Raw genomic sequence first — 19,607 nt, 5'->3', positions numbered from 1 at the left:
CGCCGTACGGCATGATGCGAGGCGTGACCGGACGACTCATGCTCCTCGACACCGCCTCCCTCTACTTCCGCGCCTACTTCGGCGTCCCGGAGTCCGTGAAGGCCCCGGACGGCACGCCGGTGAACGCCGTGCGCGGACTCCTGGAATTCATCGACCGCCTGGTCAAGGACCACCGCCCCGACGAGCTGGTGGCCTGCATGGACGCCGACTGGCGTCCCCAGTGGCGGGTCGACCTGATCCCCTCTTACAAGGCGCACCGCGTCGCCGAGGAACGTGAGGTGGGGCCGGACGAGGAGGAGGTGCCGGACACGCTCTCGCCGCAGGTCCCGGTCATCGAGGAGGTCCTCGACGCGCTCGGCATCGCGCGCGTGGGCGTCGCGGGGTACGAGGCGGACGATGTGATCGGCACGTTCACCGCGCGGGCCAAGGGCCCGGTCGACATCGTCACCGGCGACCGCGACCTGTACCAGCTGGTCGACGACGGACGCGGGGTACGGGTGCTGTACCCGCTCAAGGGTGTGGGCACCCTCCAGCTCACCGACGAGGCGTGGCTGCGCGAGAAGTATGGGGTCGACGGGCGGGGGTACGCGGATCTGGCGCTGCTGCGGGGCGACCCGAGCGACGGTCTGCCGGGGGTGCCCGGCATCGGGGAGAAGACGGCCGCCAAGCTGCTGGCCGAGTTCGGCGATGTCGCCGGGATCATGGCGGCGGTCGACGACCCGAAAGCCAAGCTCACGCCCTCGCAGCGCAAGCGTCTGGACGAGTCGCGGCCCTATGTCGCGGTGGCGCCCACGGTGGTGCGGGTCGCGGACGACGTGCCGCTGCCGGACGTGGACACCGTGCTGCCGCGCGGCCCTCGCGATCCGGCGGCGGTGGAGCGGCTGGCGGCGCGCTGGGGGCTGGGCGGGTCGCTTCAGCGGCTGCTGACCACCCTGGCGCCGTAAATCATGTTCTCTGCTGAGTGAATGAGCTTCTCGTCGGAAGGGATCCCGGCTCTCCACAATGGCTTAATCTTGCCCTCATACAAGGGGTGTTAACTGGGGGGAGATGCTAACTTAGGTAAGCCTAAGCCAACAGGCAGGGAGGCCGCCATGGCAGAACGACCGGGACGCAAGCCGCGGAAGCCGCATTCCGCTCAGGTCGTCCGCACCGAGCGGCTGACCCCGCACATGCAGCGGGTGGTACTCGGAGGTGAGGGGCTCGCCGACTTCGCGGCGGACACCTGCTCCGACCACTATGTGAAGCTGCTGTTCCCGGCCGGGGGCGCGACCTACCCGGAGCCCTTCGACATGGAGCGCATCCGCGAGGAGTTCCCGCGCGAGCAGTGGCCGGTGACCCGGACGTACACCGTGCGCCACTGGGATGCCGAACACCGTGAGCTGACCCTGGACTTCGTGATCCATGGCGACGAGGGCCTCGCCGGCCCCTGGGCGGCGAGCGTGCAGCCGGGCGAGACCGTCCGGTTCATGGGCCCCGGCGGCGCCTACACCCCCGATCCGGCCGCCGACTGGCATCTGCTCGCCGGAGACGAGAGCGCGCTGCCCGCGATCGCCCGCTCCCTGGAGGTGCTGCCCGACGGCGCCACGGCGTACGCCTTCATCGAGGTCTCCGGGCCCGAGGAGGAGCAGAAGATCGACTCCGATGTGGAGGTCGTCTGGCTGCACCGCGGGGACCGGCCGATCGGCGAGACGCTGACCGAGGCCGTGCGGGCGCTGGAGTTCCCGGCGGGCCGGGTGCACGCCTTCGTCCACGGCGAGGCGCACTTCGTGAAGCAGCTGCGGCACCTGCTGCGCGTCGAGCGCGAGATCCCGCGCGAGGACCTGTCGATCTCCGGCTACTGGCGCCTTGGCCACAACGAGGACGGCTGGCAGGCCTCGAAGCGGGACTGGAACGCGCGGATCGAGGCGGAGCAGGAGAGCACGCCCGCCTAGGCTCGCCGGGCAGATATTCGGGCGGGAGGACGCACTGGCGCCCTCCCGCACTGCTACACGGACCGCTGGTAGGACCGGAACGTGCGGATCGACAGCCACACCGCCGCCACCGCCAGCGCGAGCAGCGCACCGCCCCGGATCAGCACATCGCCCCAGTCGGGGTTCTCCGACAGTGCCGAACGCCCCGCCACCATCGCCCAGTCGAGCGGGTTGAGGTCGGCGATGTGCCGCATCCACCCCGGCATCCGGTCGGGCGCCATGAAGGCGGACGACAGGAACGTCAGCGGCAGCAGCAGGAACGTGTTGATCCCGATGATCGACTCCCGCTCCCGCACCAGCATCCCCAGCGCGTTGGACAGCGCCCCGAAGACCGTGCCCAGCAGCACCGAGGCGAGCACCAGGACCGCGATCCCGGCGATCCCGCCCGGGTAGTCCGCCCCGCCAAGGAGCCCGAGCAGCACGATGATCACCGACTGCGCGGCGGTGACCAGGCCGTTGTTGACGACATTGCCGTTCATCAGCGCGGCCCGGCTGACCGGGGTGGTCAGGAAGCGGTCCAGGGTGCCGCGCTGGATCTCGTCGAGCGTGGTCATCCCCGCCCACATGTTGGAGCTCAGCGCGCTCATCACGACCACGCCGGGGACGAGGTAGTCGAGGTACGAGGTGGTGCCGAAGCCGCCGAGTTCGACGACCTCGCGGAACAGGCTGCCGAACAGGAACAGCCAGATCACCGGCTGGATCAGGGTGATGACCGCGTACGCGGGCTGCCGTACGAACACCATGAGTTGACGCTGCGTCATATACCAGGTCTGGGCGACGGCGGTGCTCATCGGGCACCTCCGGTGAGCACGAGGTCGTCGGCGTCCGAGTAACGGCGGCCCGCGTAGCGCAGGTAGACGTCGTCGAGCGAGGGCCGGGCGACGGTCGCCGCGGCGACACCGACTCCGGCGCGTTCGAGTGCCGCCAGCAGCGAGGGCATCGCCACCGCCCCGTCGTCGGCGCGGACACTGACCCGGCGCCCGTCGACCAGCACCTCGTGCACGCCCGGAAGTCCGCCCAGCGCGCTCCTGAGCAGCGTACGACCGGCTTCCCCGACGCCGGAGCGCAGCTCCAAGTGGACGGCGTCGCCCCGGAGTTCACCCTTGAGACAGTCCGGGGTGCCCTCGACCACGACCCGTCCGCGGTCGACGATGGCGACGCGCCCGGCGAGCCGGTCGGCCTCTTCGAGATAGTGCGTGGTGAGCAGGATGGTCAGCCCCTCCTCACCGGAGAGCCGGCCGATCTCGTCCCACATCGCGCCGCGGGCCCGGGGGTCGAGACCGGTGGTGGGCTCGTCGAGGAAGAGCACCTCGGGGCGGTGCACCAGGCCGAGGGCGACGTCGAGGCGGCGCCGCATACCGCCGGAGTAGCCCTTGACCTGACGGTCCGCGGCGTCGGTGAGGGTGAAGCGATCGAGGAGTTCGGCGACGCGCCCGTCGAGGCCGGCTCCCCTCAACCCGTAGAGCCTGCCCTGGAGTCGGAGGTTCTCGCGGCCGGTGGCCCCCGGGTCGGCGCCGGAGTTCTGCGCGACCACGCCGATCGCGCGGCGCACCCGGTCCGGGTGGCGCAGCACGTCGTGGCCGGCGACGGTGGCCGTGCCGGAGTCGGGGCGGGCCAGGGTGGTGAGGATCTTGACCGTGGTGGACTTGCCGGCGCCGTTGGGGCCGAGCAGGCCGAAGACGGTGCCGGGTTCGACGGTGATGTCCATGCCGTTGAGGGCGGTGACATCGCCCGGGTAGGTCTTGGTCAGCTGACGCGCCTCGACTGCGGGCGCACGGGTGTTCATGACAGGTGCTCTCCTGGGTGAGCGGATGACAGCTGATCCGCGTGAGGAGCACCGGGCTATCCTGGGTGTGCCGCACCTCGATCGCCTGGATGTGCCTCACGGCGGATTCAGCTCGGGGTTCGAGGCCCCGGCGGGCTGCTGCAACAGCCGTGCCGGGGCCTGTTCTTCGTCAGGTCACGGTTCGTGGAACGCCTTCCACTCCTCGATGCCGGGCAGCTCGCCCTTCCTGATCTCGTCGAGGAAGCCACGGACCCAGCGCGCCTCCGCCTCGGTCATGTGGAGCTGGTACTCGTTCTCCACCAGGAAGAGCCGGGGCAGCGTCTCGTACAGCTTCTCCAGTGCGCCCCGGCCGGCGGCGATCCGGACCTCCAGGGCCTCCAGCCGTTCCTCCAGCAGTGACACCACGTCGTCGGGGTGCAGTACGCCGAGCAGCGAGAGCGCGGTCTCGAAGATCGGGTACTCCTTGGCCGGGGAGGCGACCAGGTCCGACATCCACTCGGTGGTCTCCTGGCGGCCGGCCTCGGTGATGCCGTAGACCGTCCGCTCGGGCCGGTTGCCCTGCCGCTCCACGTCCGTGACCTCGACGAAGCCGTGCTTCTCGAGGTTCTGCACGACCGTGTAGAGCGAGCCGTAGTTGATCTTCGTACTGGAGTCCTTGCCCTGGCGGCGCAGGGTCTGGGCGATCTCGTAGGGGTGCATCGGCTTCTGCCACAGGGTCGCCAGCACGGCGAGCGCCAAGGGGTTGCGGAGTTTGCGACGTTTCATGGGCCGATTCACCTCGCACCTCTACCTCGTAACCGAATATCCGTGGCCGAACATATCGCGACCCACGGCAACCCGTCAATAGACACGATGTATCGCGTTTGGATCGGGCACGCAAGAGAGGTGAGGACTTGGGCCCCTCTTCGACATGGTCGCGTCACGCGGGCGAAACAGGCTCTCCCTAATTTCTGTCGCCCGACAGGAATTCAGCGCCCGCACCGCTGTCCCGCTCTTCCGCCGCCGAAGGCAGGTGCCGCCGTGACGACGACCAGCCCCTCCGAACTCCGCCCCGATCCACCGCACTCCCCCGACGACCGCTCGCTCGCCGAGTTCGGCTACCGCCAGGAACTCCACCGCAGCCTGGGCCGGTACGCCTCGTTCGCGGCCGGGTTCTCCTTCATCTCCGTCCTGACGACGGTCTTCCAGTTCTTCGCCTTCGGGTACGCGTTCGGCGGCCCCGTCTTCTTCTGGGCCTGGCCGGCGGTGCTGGTCGGGCAGCTGCTGGTGGCCGCCTGCTTCGCGGAGCTGGCGGCGCGCTATCCGATCTCGGGCGCGATCTATCAGTGGTCGTCGCGGCTGTCCAACGTCACCTTCGGCTGGTTCGCGGGCTGGATCATGGTGATCGGACAGATCGTGGTGGTCGCGGCGGCCGCGCTGGCCCTGCAGATGGTGCTGCCGGCGATCTGGTCGGGCTTCCAGCTGATCGGCACCGATCCGGCGCCGACGTCGGCGGACGGCGCGGCCAACGCGGCGCTCCTCGGCGTGTTCCTGCTCGCGCTGACGACCCTCGTGAACGTGCTCGACAACCGGGTGATGTCCGTGATCAACCGGGTCGGGGTGACAGCCGAGATCATCGGCGCGGTCCTGATCGTCGTCCTGCTGCTCACCCACTCCGAGCGCACCCCCGGCATCACCTTCCACACCGAGGGCGCGGCCCAGTCCGGCCTGCTCGGGGCCCTGCTGGTGGGTTCGTTCACGGCGGCGTACGTGATGATCGGGTTCGACAGCGCGGGCGAGATGAGCGAGGAGACCCGCGATCCACGGCGTACCGCGCCCCGCACGATCCTCACGGCACTCGGCGCGGCAGGCCTCCTGGGCGGTCTGATCGTGCTGGGCGGCCTGCTGGCGGCGCCGAGCCTGACCGACGGCCGGCTGGCGGTCGACGGGCTGAGCTACGTCCTCACGAGCAGCCTGGGCGACGGGGTCGGCAAGGCGCTGCTGGCGGACGTGGTGGTGGCCATCGTGGTGGCGACCCTCGCGATCCAGACGTCGGCCTGCCGGATGCTGTTCTCCATGGCCCGCGACGGCCAACTCCCCTTCGCCGCCCGCCTCGCCCGCGTCCACCCCCGCACCGGCATGCCCAACGCCCCCGCCCTGGTGGTCGGCGTCCTCGCCGCGGCCCTGCTGCTCCTCAACTTCGCCTCCCCGGAGGCGTTCCTGGCGATCGGCACGACCTGCATCGTGATGCTGTACCTGGCGTACGCGATGGTCACCGGCCCCCTCCTGGTGGCCCGCCTCCGCGGCCGCTTCACCTCCGAGGGCACGGACGAGAAGGGCGGCAAGCTCTTCTCCCTGGGCCGCTGGGGAGTCCCGGTCAACGCCCTCGCCCTCCTCTACGGCCTGTTCATGACGATCAACCTGGCCTGGCCGAGGGCGGACGTCTACGACCCGGCGGGCGGCCACTGGTACTTCCAGTGGTTCACGGTGCTGTTCCTGGGAGTGACGCTGGTACTGGGGGCGGGCTGGCGGCTCTACTACCGGCGTACGTCAGCGGTCGCGCCCTGAAGGGGCGCGGGGAACTGCGCGACAAGCCACGACGCCGCAGCACCCGACCACCGACACATCCCGGCACCCCCTTGGTCGCCCCCGCCCACCGCCGGAGGCCCCCGTAGGCTTGATCCGATGAGACGCCGCACCCCTCCCCCGCCCTCCCCGCTGCCCCAGCGTGACGGTGTGGACCCGGTGCGGGTTCGGCTGCCGGGCGAGGGCGACTGGGCCACCGTGCGGGAGCACCTGGTGGAGCGGCTCAGGGGTGCGGGTGCCGGAGTCGTCGAGAAGATGTTCGCGCGGGGGCTCGTCGTCGGGGCGGACGGCATCCCCGTGGCACCCGACGCCCCGTATGTCCCCGGCATGTACGTGTGGTTCCACCGCGATCTGCCGTACGAGGTGCCCGTGCCGTTCGAGATGGAGATCGCGTACCGCGACGAGCACATCGTCGTCGTGGACAAACCGCACTTCCTCGCCACCACCCCGCGCGGCAGCCACGTCACCGAGACCGCGCTCGCGCGGCTGCGGCGGGAGCTCGGCATTCCGGAGCTCGGGGCCGCGCACCGGCTCGACCGGCTCACCGCCGGACTGGTGCTGTTCACGGTGCGGCCCGAGGAGCGGGGCGCCTACCAGTCGCTGTTCCGGGACCGGCGGGTGCGCAAGGAGTACGAGGCCGTCGCACCCTACGATGCCGCGCTCGCCCTGCCGCGGACCGTGCGGAGCCGGATCGTGAAGGAGCGCGGGGTGCTGGCCGCCTACGAGGTCGAGGGCGAGCCGAACGCCGTCAGCCATGTCGAACTCGTCGACCGACGTGACGACTTGGGCCGGTACCGGCTCACGCCCACCACCGGCCAGACCCACCAGCTGCGCGTCCACATGAACGCCCTCGGCGTGCCCATCCTCGGCGACCCGCTGTATCCCGAGGTCGCCGCCCCCGTGCCGGCCGGTGAGTTCCGGCGGCCGCTCCAACTGCTGGCGCGGGCACTGGACTTCACCGATCCGATCACAGGGGCGGAGCACCGGTTCCGCAGCACCCGGGTGCTGGGAGCCTGGGCCGACCACGGCGACTGGGCCGGTCAGTAACCGCGCCACCAGCGCAGGAAGCGGCGCCAGGCGCCCATCGGACGGGCCGGTTCCGGCATCGGCACGGGCTGTGGCGGGGCGGCGGGCTCGGGCCGGGGTTCGACGGCCACGGGTTGCGGCCGCTCCGTGCCGACCTGCCAGCTGGGCCGCTGCTGCGGGACCGGGGCGTGGCCCGGCTTCTGCATGATGTCCTGCTGCGGCTTGGGCGCGAAGCGGACGGGCAGTTCCACGAGGTGGCGCGAGGAGATCGACTGCCGCCAGTCCAGCTCGTCCTCGTCGCAGTCGAGCTGGACGTCCGGCAGCCGCATCAGCAGCGCGTCGACACCGGTGTCCGCGATGCCACGGGCGATGTCCTGACCGGGGCACTCGTGCGGGCCGCCGCCGAAGGCGAGGTGCGAGCGGTTGCCCTGCATGTTGGCGTCCAGGTCGGGCCGTACCCGCGGGTCGACGTTGCCCGGCGCGATGCCGAACAGCAGACCGTCGCCCTTGCGGATGCGCTGGCCGCCCAGCTCGGTGTCCTGCTTGGCGTAGTAGGCGAAGACGGTGCTGAACGGCGGCTCGTCCCACAGGGACTGCTCGACCGCCTGCGGCACCGTCATCTGACCGCCGTTGAGCTGGGCGCGGAAGCCCGGGTTGGTCAGCACGGCGCGCAGGACGTTGCCGATGAGGTTCACCGTCGCCTCGTAGGCCGCCATGAGGACGAGCCAGAGGTGGGTGGTGACCTCTTCGTCGGTGAGTTTCGCCGGATGCAGCACGAGATGGCTGGCGAAGTCGTCGCCGGGCCGCTCACGGCGGCGTGCGGCGAGCTTCTGGAGGACGCCCATGACGTACGCCTGGCTGGTGTTGGCGGTCTCGGTGCCCTTGAGGAGGTCGCGGGTGGCCTGTACGAGCCGGTCGTTGTACTCCTCCGGCATGCCGAAGATCTCGCACATGATGGCCATCGGCAGATGCTCGGCGAACTGGGCGATGAGGTCGGCCTCGCCCCGCTCGCAGAACTCGTTGACCAGGCGCTGGGTGTAGCGGTTGATGTGGCGACGGATGGAGCGGTAGTTGATGGTCGACATGGCGCCGGTGACGGCACCGCGCAGCCGCAGGTGCTCGTCGCCCTCGGCGTAGGAGCAGATGGGCGCCCAGGCGATGTGCGGCATCATCGGGTGGTCGGGCTTGACCATGCCCTCGATCTGCGGGGTCCAGATGCGGCTGTCCCGGCAGAAGTGCGAGGGCGTGCCCACCATGTGGAGGTTCTCGGCGTGGCCGAGGACGATCCACATCGGCACGTCGTCGTGGAGGAGAACGGGCGCCACCGGGCCGTGTTCCTCACGGAGTTTCTCGTAGAGGCCTTCGAGGTCCTCCGCCTCGGGTCCGTACAGCCGGTGCAGCCCTCCGGGGCCACGGCCGTGGGCGGGGCAGCCGGGGGGCGGGCCGGCCGTGGGGTCGGCACCGGTCAGGGATTGGGGTTCAGGCGTCACTGTGATCGCTCCGAAGTGGATCCGGTTGCTGGGGAGTCGGGGTCGGGTGGCGTCACCGGGCGGTCAGGTGAGCCGGCCCGTCAGCGCGAGCGAGTGCAGGAAGCGCATCAGGGTCATCAGGGTGTCGCGGCTGGAGGCCCGGCGGCGCGCGTCGCACTCCACGATGGGGATGCCCTCGTCGAGGTCGAGCGCGCCGCGCAGGTCCGCGATGGGATAACGGGGACCGTCCGGGAAGGAGTTGACGGCGACGATGAAGGGCACGCCGCGCTCCTCCAGCCGTCCTATGACGTCGAAGCTGACCTCCAGACGGCGGGTGTCGACCAGCACCACCGCGCCGAGCGCACCCTCGAACAGGCCGTTCCACAGGAACCAGAAGCGTTGCTGGCCGGGGGTGCCGAAGAGATACAGCACGAGTTGGTCGGTGATGCTGATGCGACCGAAGTCCATGGCCACGGTGGTGGCCGTCTTGGTCTCGGAGCCGTAGTTGTCGTCCACTCCGATCCCGGCCTGGGTCATGGTCTCCTCGGTGGTCAGCGGCCTGATCTCGCTGACCGAGCCGACCATCGTCGTCTTGCCGACTCCGAAGCCGCCCACGATCACGATCTTCACCGCGGCCTGGGCCGTGTGCGGCAGTTGATCCTCTGCGCGTGGTCCGGGGATGGTGTCAGAGCCTTTGAAGTCCATGCATCACCGCTTCGAGAAGGGAACGGTCGGGGAGCGCCTGGCGGACGATCGGGGCGCGCGCCGTCACCAGTTCGGCCGTCAGCATCTCCGTGAGCAGGACGGTCATCACACTGAACGGCAGGCTCAGATAGGCCGAGAGCTCGGCGACCGAGATCGGGGCCGTGCTGAGCCGGAGGATCGCCGTCTGCTCCGGGGTGGCGGAGGGCGGCGGGTCGGCGCGCGCCACGATTAACGCGACGAGGTCGAGGTCGGCCCGCTCCCCGTCCGGTCCGGCGACCACGTAGAGCCGCTCCGGGGGACGCTTTCCGTCGCCCTCGCCCACGGGTTTCGGGGGCGGTTGTTCCGGCGCTTGACTGGGGTACCGCCGCCGGCGTTGCGGAGGAGTCATACGGTCTGCCCGTTCCGCCGGGGCGGACTCGTGAGGTGGGCGCCGATTCTGACGACGAGGTCGCGCATGCGGTTGCTCATCAGGCCGGGTTCGGCGACCACGTCGGACAGGACCGCGAGATAGGCGTTGGCCCCCGCGGCCATCAGATAGAAGTAGCCGCCGTTGATCTCGATGATGACCATCTTCATCCGGCCGTCGCTGTCCGGGATCTCGTGGGCGACGGCATGGGCGAGGCTCTGGAGCCCCGCACAGGCCGCGGCGACACGGTCGGCGGCGTCCGGGTCGCCGCCGTAGCGCGCGATGCGCAGGCCGTCGGCGGAGAGCACCACGATCATCTCGATGCCCGGTACCCCGTCGGCGAGATCCTTGAGCATCCAGTCGAAGTTGGCGCGCTGCTGGATCACGTGTGGTCCCTCTCGTCGTCGGCCTCGATGCGGGCCGGCTCGTTGGTCGGCTGGGTGAGTGTGCTCGGGTCGGGGTCGCCCTTGAGTCCGTTCCAGAAGGCCTCCACCCACAGTCCGGGCTCGGGTTCCTTCTTCTCCGGCTCGGGGGCGGGCGCGGGCGTGGACCAGATGGTCGGCCTGCCCTCCCGCTCGGCCTTCTCGATGGCGGCCTGCTCGGCGAACCGCTGTGCCAGCGGTGTCTTGACCCGGCTGCGGCGCTGCGGCAGCCCTCCGGCGGTCCACTCGGTGACCTCGGGGACGTCGTCCTCCATGGACATGCCGGCGGGGATGCGCGGGCTGGTGGGGCGCCGCCTCTTCGGTGCGCGCTTGGGACCTTCGAGCGCACCTTCGGTCTTCGGCACGGCGCCGGCGCCGATGCCGTGGGCGAGTCCGGGGGCCGGATCGCTGGTCATCATCTCGCGCGGCACGATCAGGACGGCGCGGACGCCGCCGTACGCCGAGGAGCGCAGCGAGACCTGCATGTTGAACTGCGTGCACAGCCGGCCGACGACGGCCAGGCCCAGGCGCGGGGAATCGCCCAGGTCCTGGAGGTCGACACCGGCCTTGGCCTGCTCCAGCATGGACTCGGCCTTGGCCCGGGCCTCCTCGCTGAAGCTGACTCCGGCGTCCTCGATCTCGACGGCGACGCCGGTCTGCACCTCGCTCGCGGTGACGTGGACCTTGGTCTGCGGCGGCGAGTAGCGCGTGGCGTTGTCCAGGAGCTCCGCGACGGCGTGGATGACCGGCTCGACGGAGATGCCGCGGATGTTGACCTGGGCGATGGAGTCCAGCTTGATGCGGCGGTACTCCAGGATGCGGGACATGCCGCCGCGCAGCACGCTGTACAGCGGGACGGGATCGGGCCACTGACGGCCGGGGCGGCCGCCGCCGAGGACGGAGATGGAGTCGGCGAGGCGGCCGATCAGCGCGGTGCCGTGGTCGATGCGCAGCAGGTCGTCGAAGACCTCGGGGTTGCGCCCGTGGTCCTCCTCCATCTCGCGGAGTTCGTTGTTCTGCTGGTGCACGATCGCCTGCACACGGCGGGCGATGGAGACGAAGGAGCGCTGCGTGGAGTCGCGGAGCGCTTCCTCGCGGTCGATGATCTCGAGGACTGTCCTGATCAACATCAACTGCGACTCGGGGAGTTCGCGGTAGGAGGGGTCGATGTCGCCGATGTGGCGAATCACCTCCCCGGGGGAATTTCCGGATCGCAACCGGTGGATGGCGGCGGGTGCGATCTCCTGCGCGAGGCGGAGCATGTCCTCCTCGTGCGTGGCGACCCGTCGTTCCAGATACGCGCTGTTACGGGCGTGCTCGGCACGCAGGTCACGCAGGGCCCGGCCACGGCGCACCACTTCGGAAGCCACCGCGAGCACCAGGAGCGTGGCGACGGCACCGCACCAGACGACGGCCGTACGGGCCGGTTCCTGGACCACGGCGGCTGCGGCTCCGGTGGCCGCGGCCATCAGTATCGCGGGGAGCAACAGCACGCGCGCGTAGGGAAGTTCACGGCGTACGGGTGGAGATTGAACACTCACCATGTAAGGCCCTCGAAAAGGAATCGGCTTGGATGCGCATACATAGGGAACAAGCGCACGAATACATCTCAACTCGGTGCGCCGCGGGCGAGCTTAGTCCGACCGGATCATCGCTGTGTCATATTCGGCAAGCACCTGAAATGGGGTGCGGACAAGGAGTACTCTCAGCTCCATTTACACGCAGAGGCTCCGCTCGTACACGCTGCGTGACGGCGTACGGGCATGCGAAAACCACTCACCGTGACGGGTGAAGGTCAGCTGCCCGCGATCCTCAGCGCCGCGTCCGCGGTGGCTTCCGCAAACACCGCCACCGGACGGTCGGGGTCCGAGCGATGGACGAGGATGACCCCCTCGATCAGCCCGAACAGCAGATCCGTACGGAGATCGAGCTCGCTCTTGGCGAGTGCGCCGCCGGCCTCGGTCGCGGCGAGCAACTGCCGGTAGGCGTCCTTGAGTTCGGCGCGCACGGCATGGAAGCCGGCGAACCGCTCGGCGCGCACCTCGGGCAGCAGATAGAGGCCGCCCAGATTGTGCGGGCCGCCGCACAGCAGCTCCACGTCCGCGCGGCACAGCTCCCACAGCCGGTCCTCGGCCGCGGTCGTGTCGTCGGCGAGGAGCTCGCGGGCGTACCCGAGCGACGGGGTGACCGTGGACTCCAGGAGCCGGGCGAGCAGCTCCTCCTTGCCGGAGACGTAGTGGTACATGGACGCCTGACGCATGCCCGCACGTTCCGCGACGGCCCGGGTCGTGGTGGCCGCGTAACCCCGGGTGGTGAACAACTCGGCCGCGGCGGCGAGCAGTTCGTCACGCGGCTCCAGCCCACTGTCCGGCCGCTGCGCGGCACGCGGCCTGCCGACCCGCCGTCCACCCGTCGTTCCCATACGCCGATCCTCGCACAGGGCCCCATCCGGTGATCTTCGACGGAGCCCGGCCAGCACGGACGAGGCGCCTGGCGCGCACGGATGAGGCGCCCCGCGCACACGGGTGAGGGCTCGGTAACCACCCCGCAACCCCCGGGCAATCCCCGCGACCCACCCCGCTCCTAATTTCTGTCGCACGACAGAAATAGCACCGGAGCCGGAGGTCCCGCGATGGCGACATCGACCACTTACGGAGCCCGCGATCACGCTCGCGCCCAGGAGGGCGCCCGCGCCGAGGCCATGCCCGTCGTGCCGGCGGCGGACTGGCCGGAACCGCCGCACGAGGCGGGACCCCTGGTCTGGGCCGAGACAGTGGCGGGCGGCAACTACACGCACCGCGTCCTCGCCCGCGGCACCGAACTGCGCCTGACCGACCTGCGCGGCGACGCCTGCGCGCATCTGCTCCTGTACGCCGCGGACCGCCCCTGGGAGCGCCTGAACGTGGCCGACACGGTGAAGGTGCAGTGGAACGCCTATCTGGGTGAGGGCGTGCTGCTCCTGTCCGACCAGGGCCGGGTCCTCGCCTCGCTGGTGGCCGACACCTCCGGCCGGCACGACGCCCTGTGCGGCACCTCCACCCTCGTCCGCAACACCGAGCGGTACGGCGACGGCACCCCGCAGTCCGCCTCCCCCGCCGGACGGGAGCTGTTCAAGCTGGCTGCCGCGAAGAACGGACTCGCCCCGCGCGATCTGCCGCCCTCCCTCTCCTTCTTCCAGGGCGTGGAGGTCCGCGAGGACGGCGCCCTCGACTTCACCGGATCGGCGGGCCCGGGCGCGAGCGTGACGCTGCGCACCGAGCAGGACGTCACCGTGCTCGTCGCCAACGTGCCGCACCCCGCCGACCCGCGCCCCGACTACGTCAGCACCCCGCTGGAGGTGCTCGCCTGGCGCGCCGCCGCGACCGAACCCGTCGACCCGCTGTGGGACGCCACCCCCGAGGGCCGCCGCGCCTTCCTCAACACCGCCGAACTCCTTGCCGCGAGGGGGCTCGTATGACCACGACCGTCGTTCCCGCCCGTGCCGCCTGGTCCGCCGTCGTCCGCGCCGGTCAGACCCTCACCGTCACCGATCTGCACGGCAACCAGGCCGTCGACTTCCTCGTCTACGACGCCCACGACACGTCCGTGCGCTACAGCGCGCCCGACACGATCCACGCCCAGGGCAACGTCTTCCTGACCACGGGCACCGTGCTGATGTCGAACGAGCACACCCCGCTGATGACCGTGGTCGACGACGAGGTGGGCCGCCACGACACGGTCGGCGGCGCCTGCTCCAAGGAGTCCAACACGCTCCGCTACGGCCACCACACCTGGTCGCAGCACGCGTGCGTGGACAACTTCCTGGCGGAGGGCGCCCGTCACGGCCTCGGCAAGCGGGACCTGGTCTCCAACATCAACTGGTACATGAACGTGCCGGTCGAGAAGGACGGCACCCTCGGCATCGTCGACGGCATCTCGGCCCCCGGTCTGAAGCTGACCCTGCGCGCCGAGTGCGACGTCCTGGTGCTCGTCTCCAACTGCCCGCAGATCAACAACCCCTGCAACGGCTTCGAGCCGACCGCGGTGGAGATGACGATCGGGGCCGCGGTGACGATCGGGGCCACCGGATGACCTTCGACACCCTGCTGGTCGCCAACCGGGGCGAGATCGCGGTACGGATCATCCGCACCGCCCGCGAACTCGGCCTGCGCACGGTCGCCGTGTACTCCGACCCGGACCGCTCGGCACCCCATGTGCGGCTCGCGGACAAGGCCGTACGACTGGGCCCCGCGCCCGCCAAGGAGTCGTACCTCGACGCGGACCTGGTGCTGAAGGCGGCCAAGGACACGGGGGCGGGGGCCATTCACCCCGGATACGGCTTCCTGTCCGAGGACGCGGCCTTCGCACGACGCTGCGAGGAGGCCGGGATCGTGTTCGTGGGCCCGACGCCGGAGCAGCTGGAGCTCTTCGGCGCCAAGCACACGGCACGGGCGGCGGCCGAGTCGGCGGGGGTGCCGCTGGCGCCGGGGACGGGACTGCTGGCCTCGCTGACGGAGGCGCAAGCGCAGGCGGAGGTCATCGGCTATCCCGTCATGCTCAAGGCGACCGGCGGTGGCGGCGGCATCGGCATGTCGGCATGTCGCTCCGGCGATGAACTCGCGGACGCCTGGGAGCGCGTGCAGCGCGTCGCCGCCGCCTCCTTCTCCTCCGCCGGTGTCTTCCTGGAACGCCTCGTCGAGCACGCCCGCCATGTCGAGGTGCAGGTCTTCGGCGACGGAGCGGGCCGGGTCGTCACCTTCGGCGACCGCGACTGCTCTCTGCAGCGCCGCAACCAGAAGGTGCTGGAGGAGGCACCGGCACCGGGGCTGCCGGACCGCGTGCGCCAACAACTCGCGCGCTCGGCACGCGACTTGTGCTCCTCGGTCGGCTACCGCTCCGCCGGAACCGTCGAGTTCGTCTACGACGCCGCCCGCGAGGAGGCGTACTTCCTGGAGGTCAACACCCGCCTCCAGGTGGAGCACCCGGTCACCGAGGAGATCTACGGCGTCGACCTGGTCGCCTGGATGCTGCGGCTGGCCCGCGGCGAGAGGGACGTCGTGCGCGAGCCGGACGCCCCTCGCGGCCATGCCGTCGAGGCCCGGATCTACGCCGAGGACCCGTCACGCGAACACCGGCCCAGCGCCGGGCTGTTGACGCGGGTCGAGTTCCCGCCGGGCGTGCGCGTCGACGGCTGGGTGGAGACCGGTACCGAGGTGACGACGTCGTACGACCCGATGCTCGCGAAGGTGATCGCGTACGGCTCGGACCGGGCCCACGCGCTCCAGCGGCTCGACGAGGCGCTGGCCCGCACCCGCGTCGACGGCATCGAGACGAACCTGGGCCTTGTCAGGGCGGCGCTAGCGGACCCCCGGTTCGCCGGGGCGACCCACTCCACGGCGACCCTTGCCGGGGTGCGCGACCGCACGCCCCGGATCGAGGTCGTCTCCGCGGGCACCCTCACCACCGTGCAGGACTGGCCGGGCCGCACCGGCTACTGGCAGGTCGGGGTGCCCCCGTGCGGCCCGATGGACGACCTGTCCTTCCGGCTCGGCAACCAGGCACTCGGCAACCACGAGGGGGCGCCGGGCCTCGAATGCACCCTCCAGGGCCCGTCGTTGAGGTTCAGCCACACCACCACCGTGTGTGTGACGGGAGCCCCCGCACCGGTGACCGTGGACGGCTCCGCGGTCGCCCAGTGGGAGCCGGTGACCGTGCCCGCGGGGGCCGTGCTGGACATCGGGGCGCCCCTGGAACACGGTCTGCGGACCTATGTGCTGTTCGCCCGGGGGCTCGACGTACCCGCGTTCCTGGGCAGCGCGAGCACCTTCACGCTGGGCCGCTTCGGCGGACACGGCGGACGGGCGCTGCGGACCGGTGACGTCCTGCACGGGGGCGGCCGGGTCGAGGGCAGGCCGGTCGAGGACCCGCCCCGCTTCACCCGGACCTGGCACATCGGCGCCGCCGAAGGCCCCCACGCGGCACCGGAGTTCTTCACCGAGGACGACATCCGCGACTTCTACGCCGCCGACTGGAAGGTCCACTTCAACTCGGCCCGCACCGGAGTCCGCCTCGTCGGCCCGAAGCCGCGCTGGGCGCGCACCGACGGCGGTGAGGCGGGCCTGCATCCCTCCAACATCCACGACACCCCCTACTCCGTCGGCGCCGTCGACTACACCGGCGACATGCCGGTGCTGCTGGGCCCGGACGGCCCCTCGCTCGGCGGTTTCGTGTGCCCGGCGACCGTGCTGAGCGGCGAGCGCTGGAAGCTGGGCCAGCTGCGGCCCGGCGACACCGTGCGGTTCCTGCCGGTGGACGTCGACGGAGAGCCCCGCCCCGCCATCGTCGACGGCGGCATCCTCGCCCGCGACGGCGATGTGACCTACCGCCGCAGCGGCGACGACAACCTGCTCGTCGAGTTCGGCCCGATGCAGCTCGACCTGGCGCTGCGCATGCGCGTCCACGCGCTGATGGAGGCGGTGTCCGACGCCTGCCCGGACGGGGTCACCGACCTCACGCCCGGTATCCGCTCGCTCCAGATCCAGACCGACCCACGGCGACTCCCGCAGCACGAACTCCTCGCCACGGTACGGGAGATCACCGCGTCCCTCCCCCCGAGCGACCAGCTCGTCGTGCCCTCCCGGACCGTCCACCTCCCCCTGTCCTGGGACGACCCGGCGACCCGCGAGGCGATCGCCCGCTACATGGCGGGGGTACGGGACGACGCGCCCTGGTGCCCGTGGAACATCGAGTTCATCCGCAGGGTCAACGGGCTGGACTCGGTGAACGACGTCTACGACACGGTCTTCGACGCGGAATACCTCGTCTTGGGCCTGGGCGACGTCTACCTGGGCGCGCCCGTGGCCACGCCCCTCGACCCACGGCACCGCCTGGTGACCACCAAGTACAACCCGGCCCGCACCTGGACCGCGGAGAACTCCGTCGGCATCGGCGGCGCCTATCTGTGCATTTACGGCATGGAGGGGCCCGGCGGCTACCAGTTCGTGGGCCGTACGACCCAGGTGTGGTCGGGGTGGCAGCAGCGCGGCGCGTTCGAGCCGGGGTCGCCCTGGCTGCTCAGGTTCTTCGACCGGATCAAGTGGTATCCGGTCGACGCCGACGAACTCCTGGAGCTGCGGGCCGACATCACCTCCGGGCGGTTCGTGCCGCGGATCGAGGAGGGCACCTTCTCCCTCTCCGCGTACCAGGCGTTCCTCGCCGAGAACGCCGAGTCCATAGCGGAGTTCAGGGACCGCCAGCAGACGGCCTTCGCCGCCGAGCGGGACGCCTGGGAGGCGGCGGGCGAGTTCGCCCGGGCGGACGCGGTGAGCGCCCCGGCCACACCCCCGGCGTCCTTCGAGGTCCCCGAGGGCGGCCGGATCGTCGAAGCCGAGTTCACGGCCTCCGTCTGGCAGGTGAACGTCGAGCCGGGCGACGAGGTCACCGCAGGCCAGCCGCTGCTCGCGCTGGAGGCGATGAAGATGGAGTCCAGGGTGCACGCACCGATGGACGGCGTGGTGACGGAGATCCTGGCGAGGCCGGGCGACCAGGTGGAGGCGGGGACGGCGTTGGTCGTCCTCGCGCCCGTGAAGTGAGAGAGGCACACATGCTGTCGAGAGTCCGAGCGGCCTACGCACGCATCGAGGCGGTGGACCGCCCCGAGATCTGGATCGACCTGCGCCCGCAGGACGAGGTCGAGGCGGAGGCCCGCGCCCTGGCCGAGCGCGTGGCCGCCGGTGAGCACCTCCCCCTCGCCGGCCGCCTCCTCGCCGCCAAGGGCAACATCGACGTCGCGGGGCTGCCCACGACGGCGGGCTGTCCGGCGTACGCCTACCACCCCGAGGCCGACGCACCGGCGGTGGCCCGACTGCGGGCGGCGGGCGCGATCGTCCTGGGCACCACGAACCTGGACCAGTTCGCGACCGGCCTGGTCGGCACCCGCTCCCCCCACGGCGCGGTACGCAACGCCCACGACTCGCGGCGCATCAGCGGCGGCTCCAGCTCCGGTTCGGCAGTGGCGGTGGCCCTCGGCATCGTCGACCTCGCCCTCGGCACCGACACCGCGGGCTCGGGCCGGGTACCGGCCGCCTTCAACGGCATCGTCGGCCTCAAGCCCACCCGGGGCCTGGTCCCGACGGCGGGAGTCGTCCCGGCCTGCGCCTCCCTCGACTGCGTGACGGTCTTCGCCCGCACCCTCCCGGAGGCCGAACAGGCACTGGCCTTCATGACCTCCCCGCCGACCCGCGACCTCCCCCCGCTCCCCCAGCGCGAGCCGGGACCATGGCGCGTCGCGGTCCCGTCCCGCGACCAGCTCGGCGAACTGGACGAGGGCTGGGCGGAGGCATACGAGGCGACGGTGGAGCAGCTGGTCACGGCGGGCGCGTCGGTCCGCGAGATCGACCTCGCCCCGTTCACCGAGGCGGCCGCGATGCTCTACGAGGGCGCCTTCGTCGCCGAGCGCTACACCGCGGTCGGGAGCTTTGTCGACAAGTTGACCTCAGAAGGCGGCGCCGGTCTCGACCCCACCGTCGCCGGCATCATCACCCGCGCCCGCGACATCCCGGCCCACCAGCTCTACACCGACCAGGACCGCCTCACGGCCCTGAGGGCACGGGCCGAGGCCGAACTCGCCGACGCGGACGCCCTGCTGCTCCCCACCACACCGGGCCACCCCACCCTCGCCGAGGTCACCGCCGACCCCCTGGGCGCCAACGCCCGCCTGGGCCGCTTCACCAACTCCACCAACCTCTTCGACCAAGCGGCCGTGGCCGTCCCGGCGGGCGAGGTGAACGGCCTCCCCTTCGGCGTGATGCTGATCGGCCCGGCGTTCACGGACGAGCGACTGGCACGGATCGCCGCGCTGCTTCAGCCGGAGACACGACTGGCCGTGGTCGGCGCCCACCTCTCGGGCCAGCCCCTCAACCCCCAACTCCTGGCCTTGGGGGCCCGCCTGGACCGTACGACCACGACGGCCGCCGTATACCGGCTGCACGCCCTGCGCACGACCCCACCGAAGCCGGGCCTGGTGCACGTCGGTGAGGGCGGGGCCGCGATCGAGGCAGAGGTGTGGCACCTGCCGCCCGAGGGCCTGGGCCGCCTGCTGTCCGCACTCCCCCGCCCGATGACCCTGGGCAGCGTGAAACTGGCAGACGGATCCGAGGTCCCCGGCTTCCTGTGCGAACCAAGCGCCTTGGAGGCAGCCGAGGACATCACCCAGTACGGAGGCTGGCGGTCCTATGTGAACGCCGAGGAGGCCTGACTCCCCAGGGGCGCGGGGCTGTA

The 19,607-nt window shown here is 71.0% G+C and carries 17 protein-coding genes; 8 read left to right on the top strand and 9 right to left on the bottom strand.

What is annotated here, in order from left to right; genetic code table 11:
- Window positions 1-14: 14 nt before the first annotated feature.
- Entirely contained in the window at window positions 15-944 is a 930-nt protein-coding gene (locus tag ACFY0U_RS29220) for a 5'-3' exonuclease H3TH domain-containing protein (protein ID WP_388640989.1), read from the top strand.
- A 147-nt stretch (window positions 945-1,091) separates the two neighbouring features.
- Window positions 1,092-1,931: a siderophore-interacting protein gene (locus ACFY0U_RS29215; protein ID WP_388640881.1), complete on the top strand. Its 840-nt coding sequence runs from the start codon at window positions 1,092-1,094 to the stop codon at window positions 1,929-1,931.
- 53 nt (window positions 1,932-1,984) lie between these two features.
- Here the strand turns inward: ACFY0U_RS29215 and ACFY0U_RS29210 are convergent, their stop codons facing one another.
- The 3 genes from ACFY0U_RS29210 to ACFY0U_RS29200 form a co-directional block, all read right to left on the bottom strand.
- Window positions 1,985-2,761 (bottom strand): ABC transporter permease, encoded by a 777-nt coding sequence (locus tag ACFY0U_RS29210; protein ID WP_388640879.1) that lies wholly within the window; start codon window positions 2,759-2,761, stop codon window positions 1,985-1,987.
- Complete coding sequence (locus ACFY0U_RS29205; protein WP_388640877.1) at window positions 2,758-3,756, bottom strand: ATP-binding cassette domain-containing protein; 999 nt, start codon at window positions 3,754-3,756, stop codon at window positions 2,758-2,760. The genes ACFY0U_RS29210 and ACFY0U_RS29205 overlap by 4 nt, the downstream gene beginning before the upstream one ends.
- 174 nt (window positions 3,757-3,930) lie before the next feature.
- The gene (locus tag ACFY0U_RS29200; protein ID WP_388640874.1) at window positions 3,931-4,521 is read right to left on the bottom strand and encodes a PadR family transcriptional regulator; all 591 of its coding nucleotides are present in this window, start codon (window positions 4,519-4,521) and stop codon (window positions 3,931-3,933) included.
- A 255-nt stretch (window positions 4,522-4,776) separates the two neighbouring features.
- Between ACFY0U_RS29200 and ACFY0U_RS29195 the strand changes: the two genes are divergently transcribed.
- Together ACFY0U_RS29195 and ACFY0U_RS29190 are read left to right on the top strand one after the other, a co-directional pair.
- The gene (locus ACFY0U_RS29195; RefSeq protein WP_388640872.1) at window positions 4,777-6,303 is read left to right on the top strand and encodes an amino acid permease; all 1,527 of its coding nucleotides are present in this window, start codon (window positions 4,777-4,779) and stop codon (window positions 6,301-6,303) included.
- Between the two features lie 117 nt (window positions 6,304-6,420).
- Window positions 6,421-7,368 (top strand): RluA family pseudouridine synthase, encoded by a 948-nt coding sequence (locus tag ACFY0U_RS29190; RefSeq protein ID WP_388640869.1) that lies wholly within the window; start codon window positions 6,421-6,423, stop codon window positions 7,366-7,368.
- On the opposite strand, the gene ACFY0U_RS29185 is transcribed toward ACFY0U_RS29190, so the two are convergent.
- From ACFY0U_RS29185 to ACFY0U_RS29160, 6 genes are all read right to left on the bottom strand, one after another.
- The gene (locus ACFY0U_RS29185) at window positions 7,362-8,837 is read right to left on the bottom strand and encodes a cytochrome P450 (protein WP_388640867.1); all 1,476 of its coding nucleotides are present in this window, start codon (window positions 8,835-8,837) and stop codon (window positions 7,362-7,364) included. The two genes, ACFY0U_RS29190 and ACFY0U_RS29185, sit on opposite strands and share 7 nt — an antisense overlap.
- Before the next feature lie 63 nt (window positions 8,838-8,900).
- Window positions 8,901-9,521: an ATP/GTP-binding protein gene (locus ACFY0U_RS29180; RefSeq protein ID WP_388640864.1), complete on the bottom strand. Its 621-nt coding sequence runs from the start codon at window positions 9,519-9,521 to the stop codon at window positions 8,901-8,903.
- Window positions 9,502-9,909 carry a DUF742 domain-containing protein gene (locus ACFY0U_RS29175; protein ID WP_388640861.1) on the bottom strand — a complete coding sequence of 136 codons (408 nt, stop codon included), beginning with the start codon at window positions 9,907-9,909 and terminating at the stop codon, window positions 9,502-9,504. The genes ACFY0U_RS29180 and ACFY0U_RS29175 overlap by 20 nt, the downstream gene beginning before the upstream one ends.
- Entirely contained in the window at window positions 9,906-10,313 is a 408-nt protein-coding gene (locus ACFY0U_RS29170) for a roadblock/LC7 domain-containing protein (protein WP_046261836.1), read from the bottom strand. Before ACFY0U_RS29170 ends, ACFY0U_RS29175 begins: the two co-directional genes overlap by 4 nt.
- Complete coding sequence (locus tag ACFY0U_RS29165) at window positions 10,310-11,893, bottom strand: sensor histidine kinase (RefSeq protein WP_388640858.1); 1,584 nt, start codon at window positions 11,891-11,893, stop codon at window positions 10,310-10,312. The genes ACFY0U_RS29170 and ACFY0U_RS29165 overlap by 4 nt, the downstream gene beginning before the upstream one ends.
- Window positions 11,894-12,144: 251 nt before the next feature.
- The gene (locus ACFY0U_RS29160; RefSeq protein ID WP_388640856.1) at window positions 12,145-12,771 is read right to left on the bottom strand and encodes a TetR/AcrR family transcriptional regulator; all 627 of its coding nucleotides are present in this window, start codon (window positions 12,769-12,771) and stop codon (window positions 12,145-12,147) included.
- Between the two features lie 210 nt (window positions 12,772-12,981).
- Between ACFY0U_RS29160 and ACFY0U_RS29155 the strand changes: the two genes are divergently transcribed.
- From ACFY0U_RS29155 to atzF, 4 genes are read left to right on the top strand one after another with little or no spacing between them, the layout of a single operon-like run.
- Window positions 12,982-13,806 (top strand): urea amidolyase associated protein UAAP1, encoded by an 825-nt coding sequence (locus tag ACFY0U_RS29155; protein ID WP_388640854.1) that lies wholly within the window; start codon window positions 12,982-12,984, stop codon window positions 13,804-13,806.
- Window positions 13,803-14,420: an urea amidolyase associated protein UAAP2 gene (locus tag ACFY0U_RS29150; protein ID WP_388640851.1), complete on the top strand. Its 618-nt coding sequence runs from the start codon at window positions 13,803-13,805 to the stop codon at window positions 14,418-14,420. Before ACFY0U_RS29155 ends, ACFY0U_RS29150 begins: the two co-directional genes overlap by 4 nt.
- Window positions 14,417-17,920 carry a 5-oxoprolinase/urea amidolyase family protein gene (locus ACFY0U_RS29145; RefSeq protein WP_388640849.1) on the top strand — a complete coding sequence of 1,168 codons (3,504 nt, stop codon included), beginning with the start codon at window positions 14,417-14,419 and terminating at the stop codon, window positions 17,918-17,920. Before ACFY0U_RS29150 ends, ACFY0U_RS29145 begins: the two co-directional genes overlap by 4 nt.
- An 11-nt stretch (window positions 17,921-17,931) precedes the next feature.
- The gene (atzF, locus tag ACFY0U_RS29140) at window positions 17,932-19,584 is read left to right on the top strand and encodes an allophanate hydrolase (protein WP_388640847.1); all 1,653 of its coding nucleotides are present in this window, start codon (window positions 17,932-17,934) and stop codon (window positions 19,582-19,584) included.
- Window positions 19,585-19,607: the final 23 nt, after the last annotated feature.

The organism is Streptomyces sp. NPDC001536, from assembly GCF_042894505.1.
Lineage (GTDB): Bacteria > Actinomycetota > Actinomycetes > Streptomycetales > Streptomycetaceae > Streptomyces.
The sequence above is the reverse complement of the archived record's forward strand: the minus strand, read 5'-3'. Positions and strand labels throughout refer to the sequence as shown.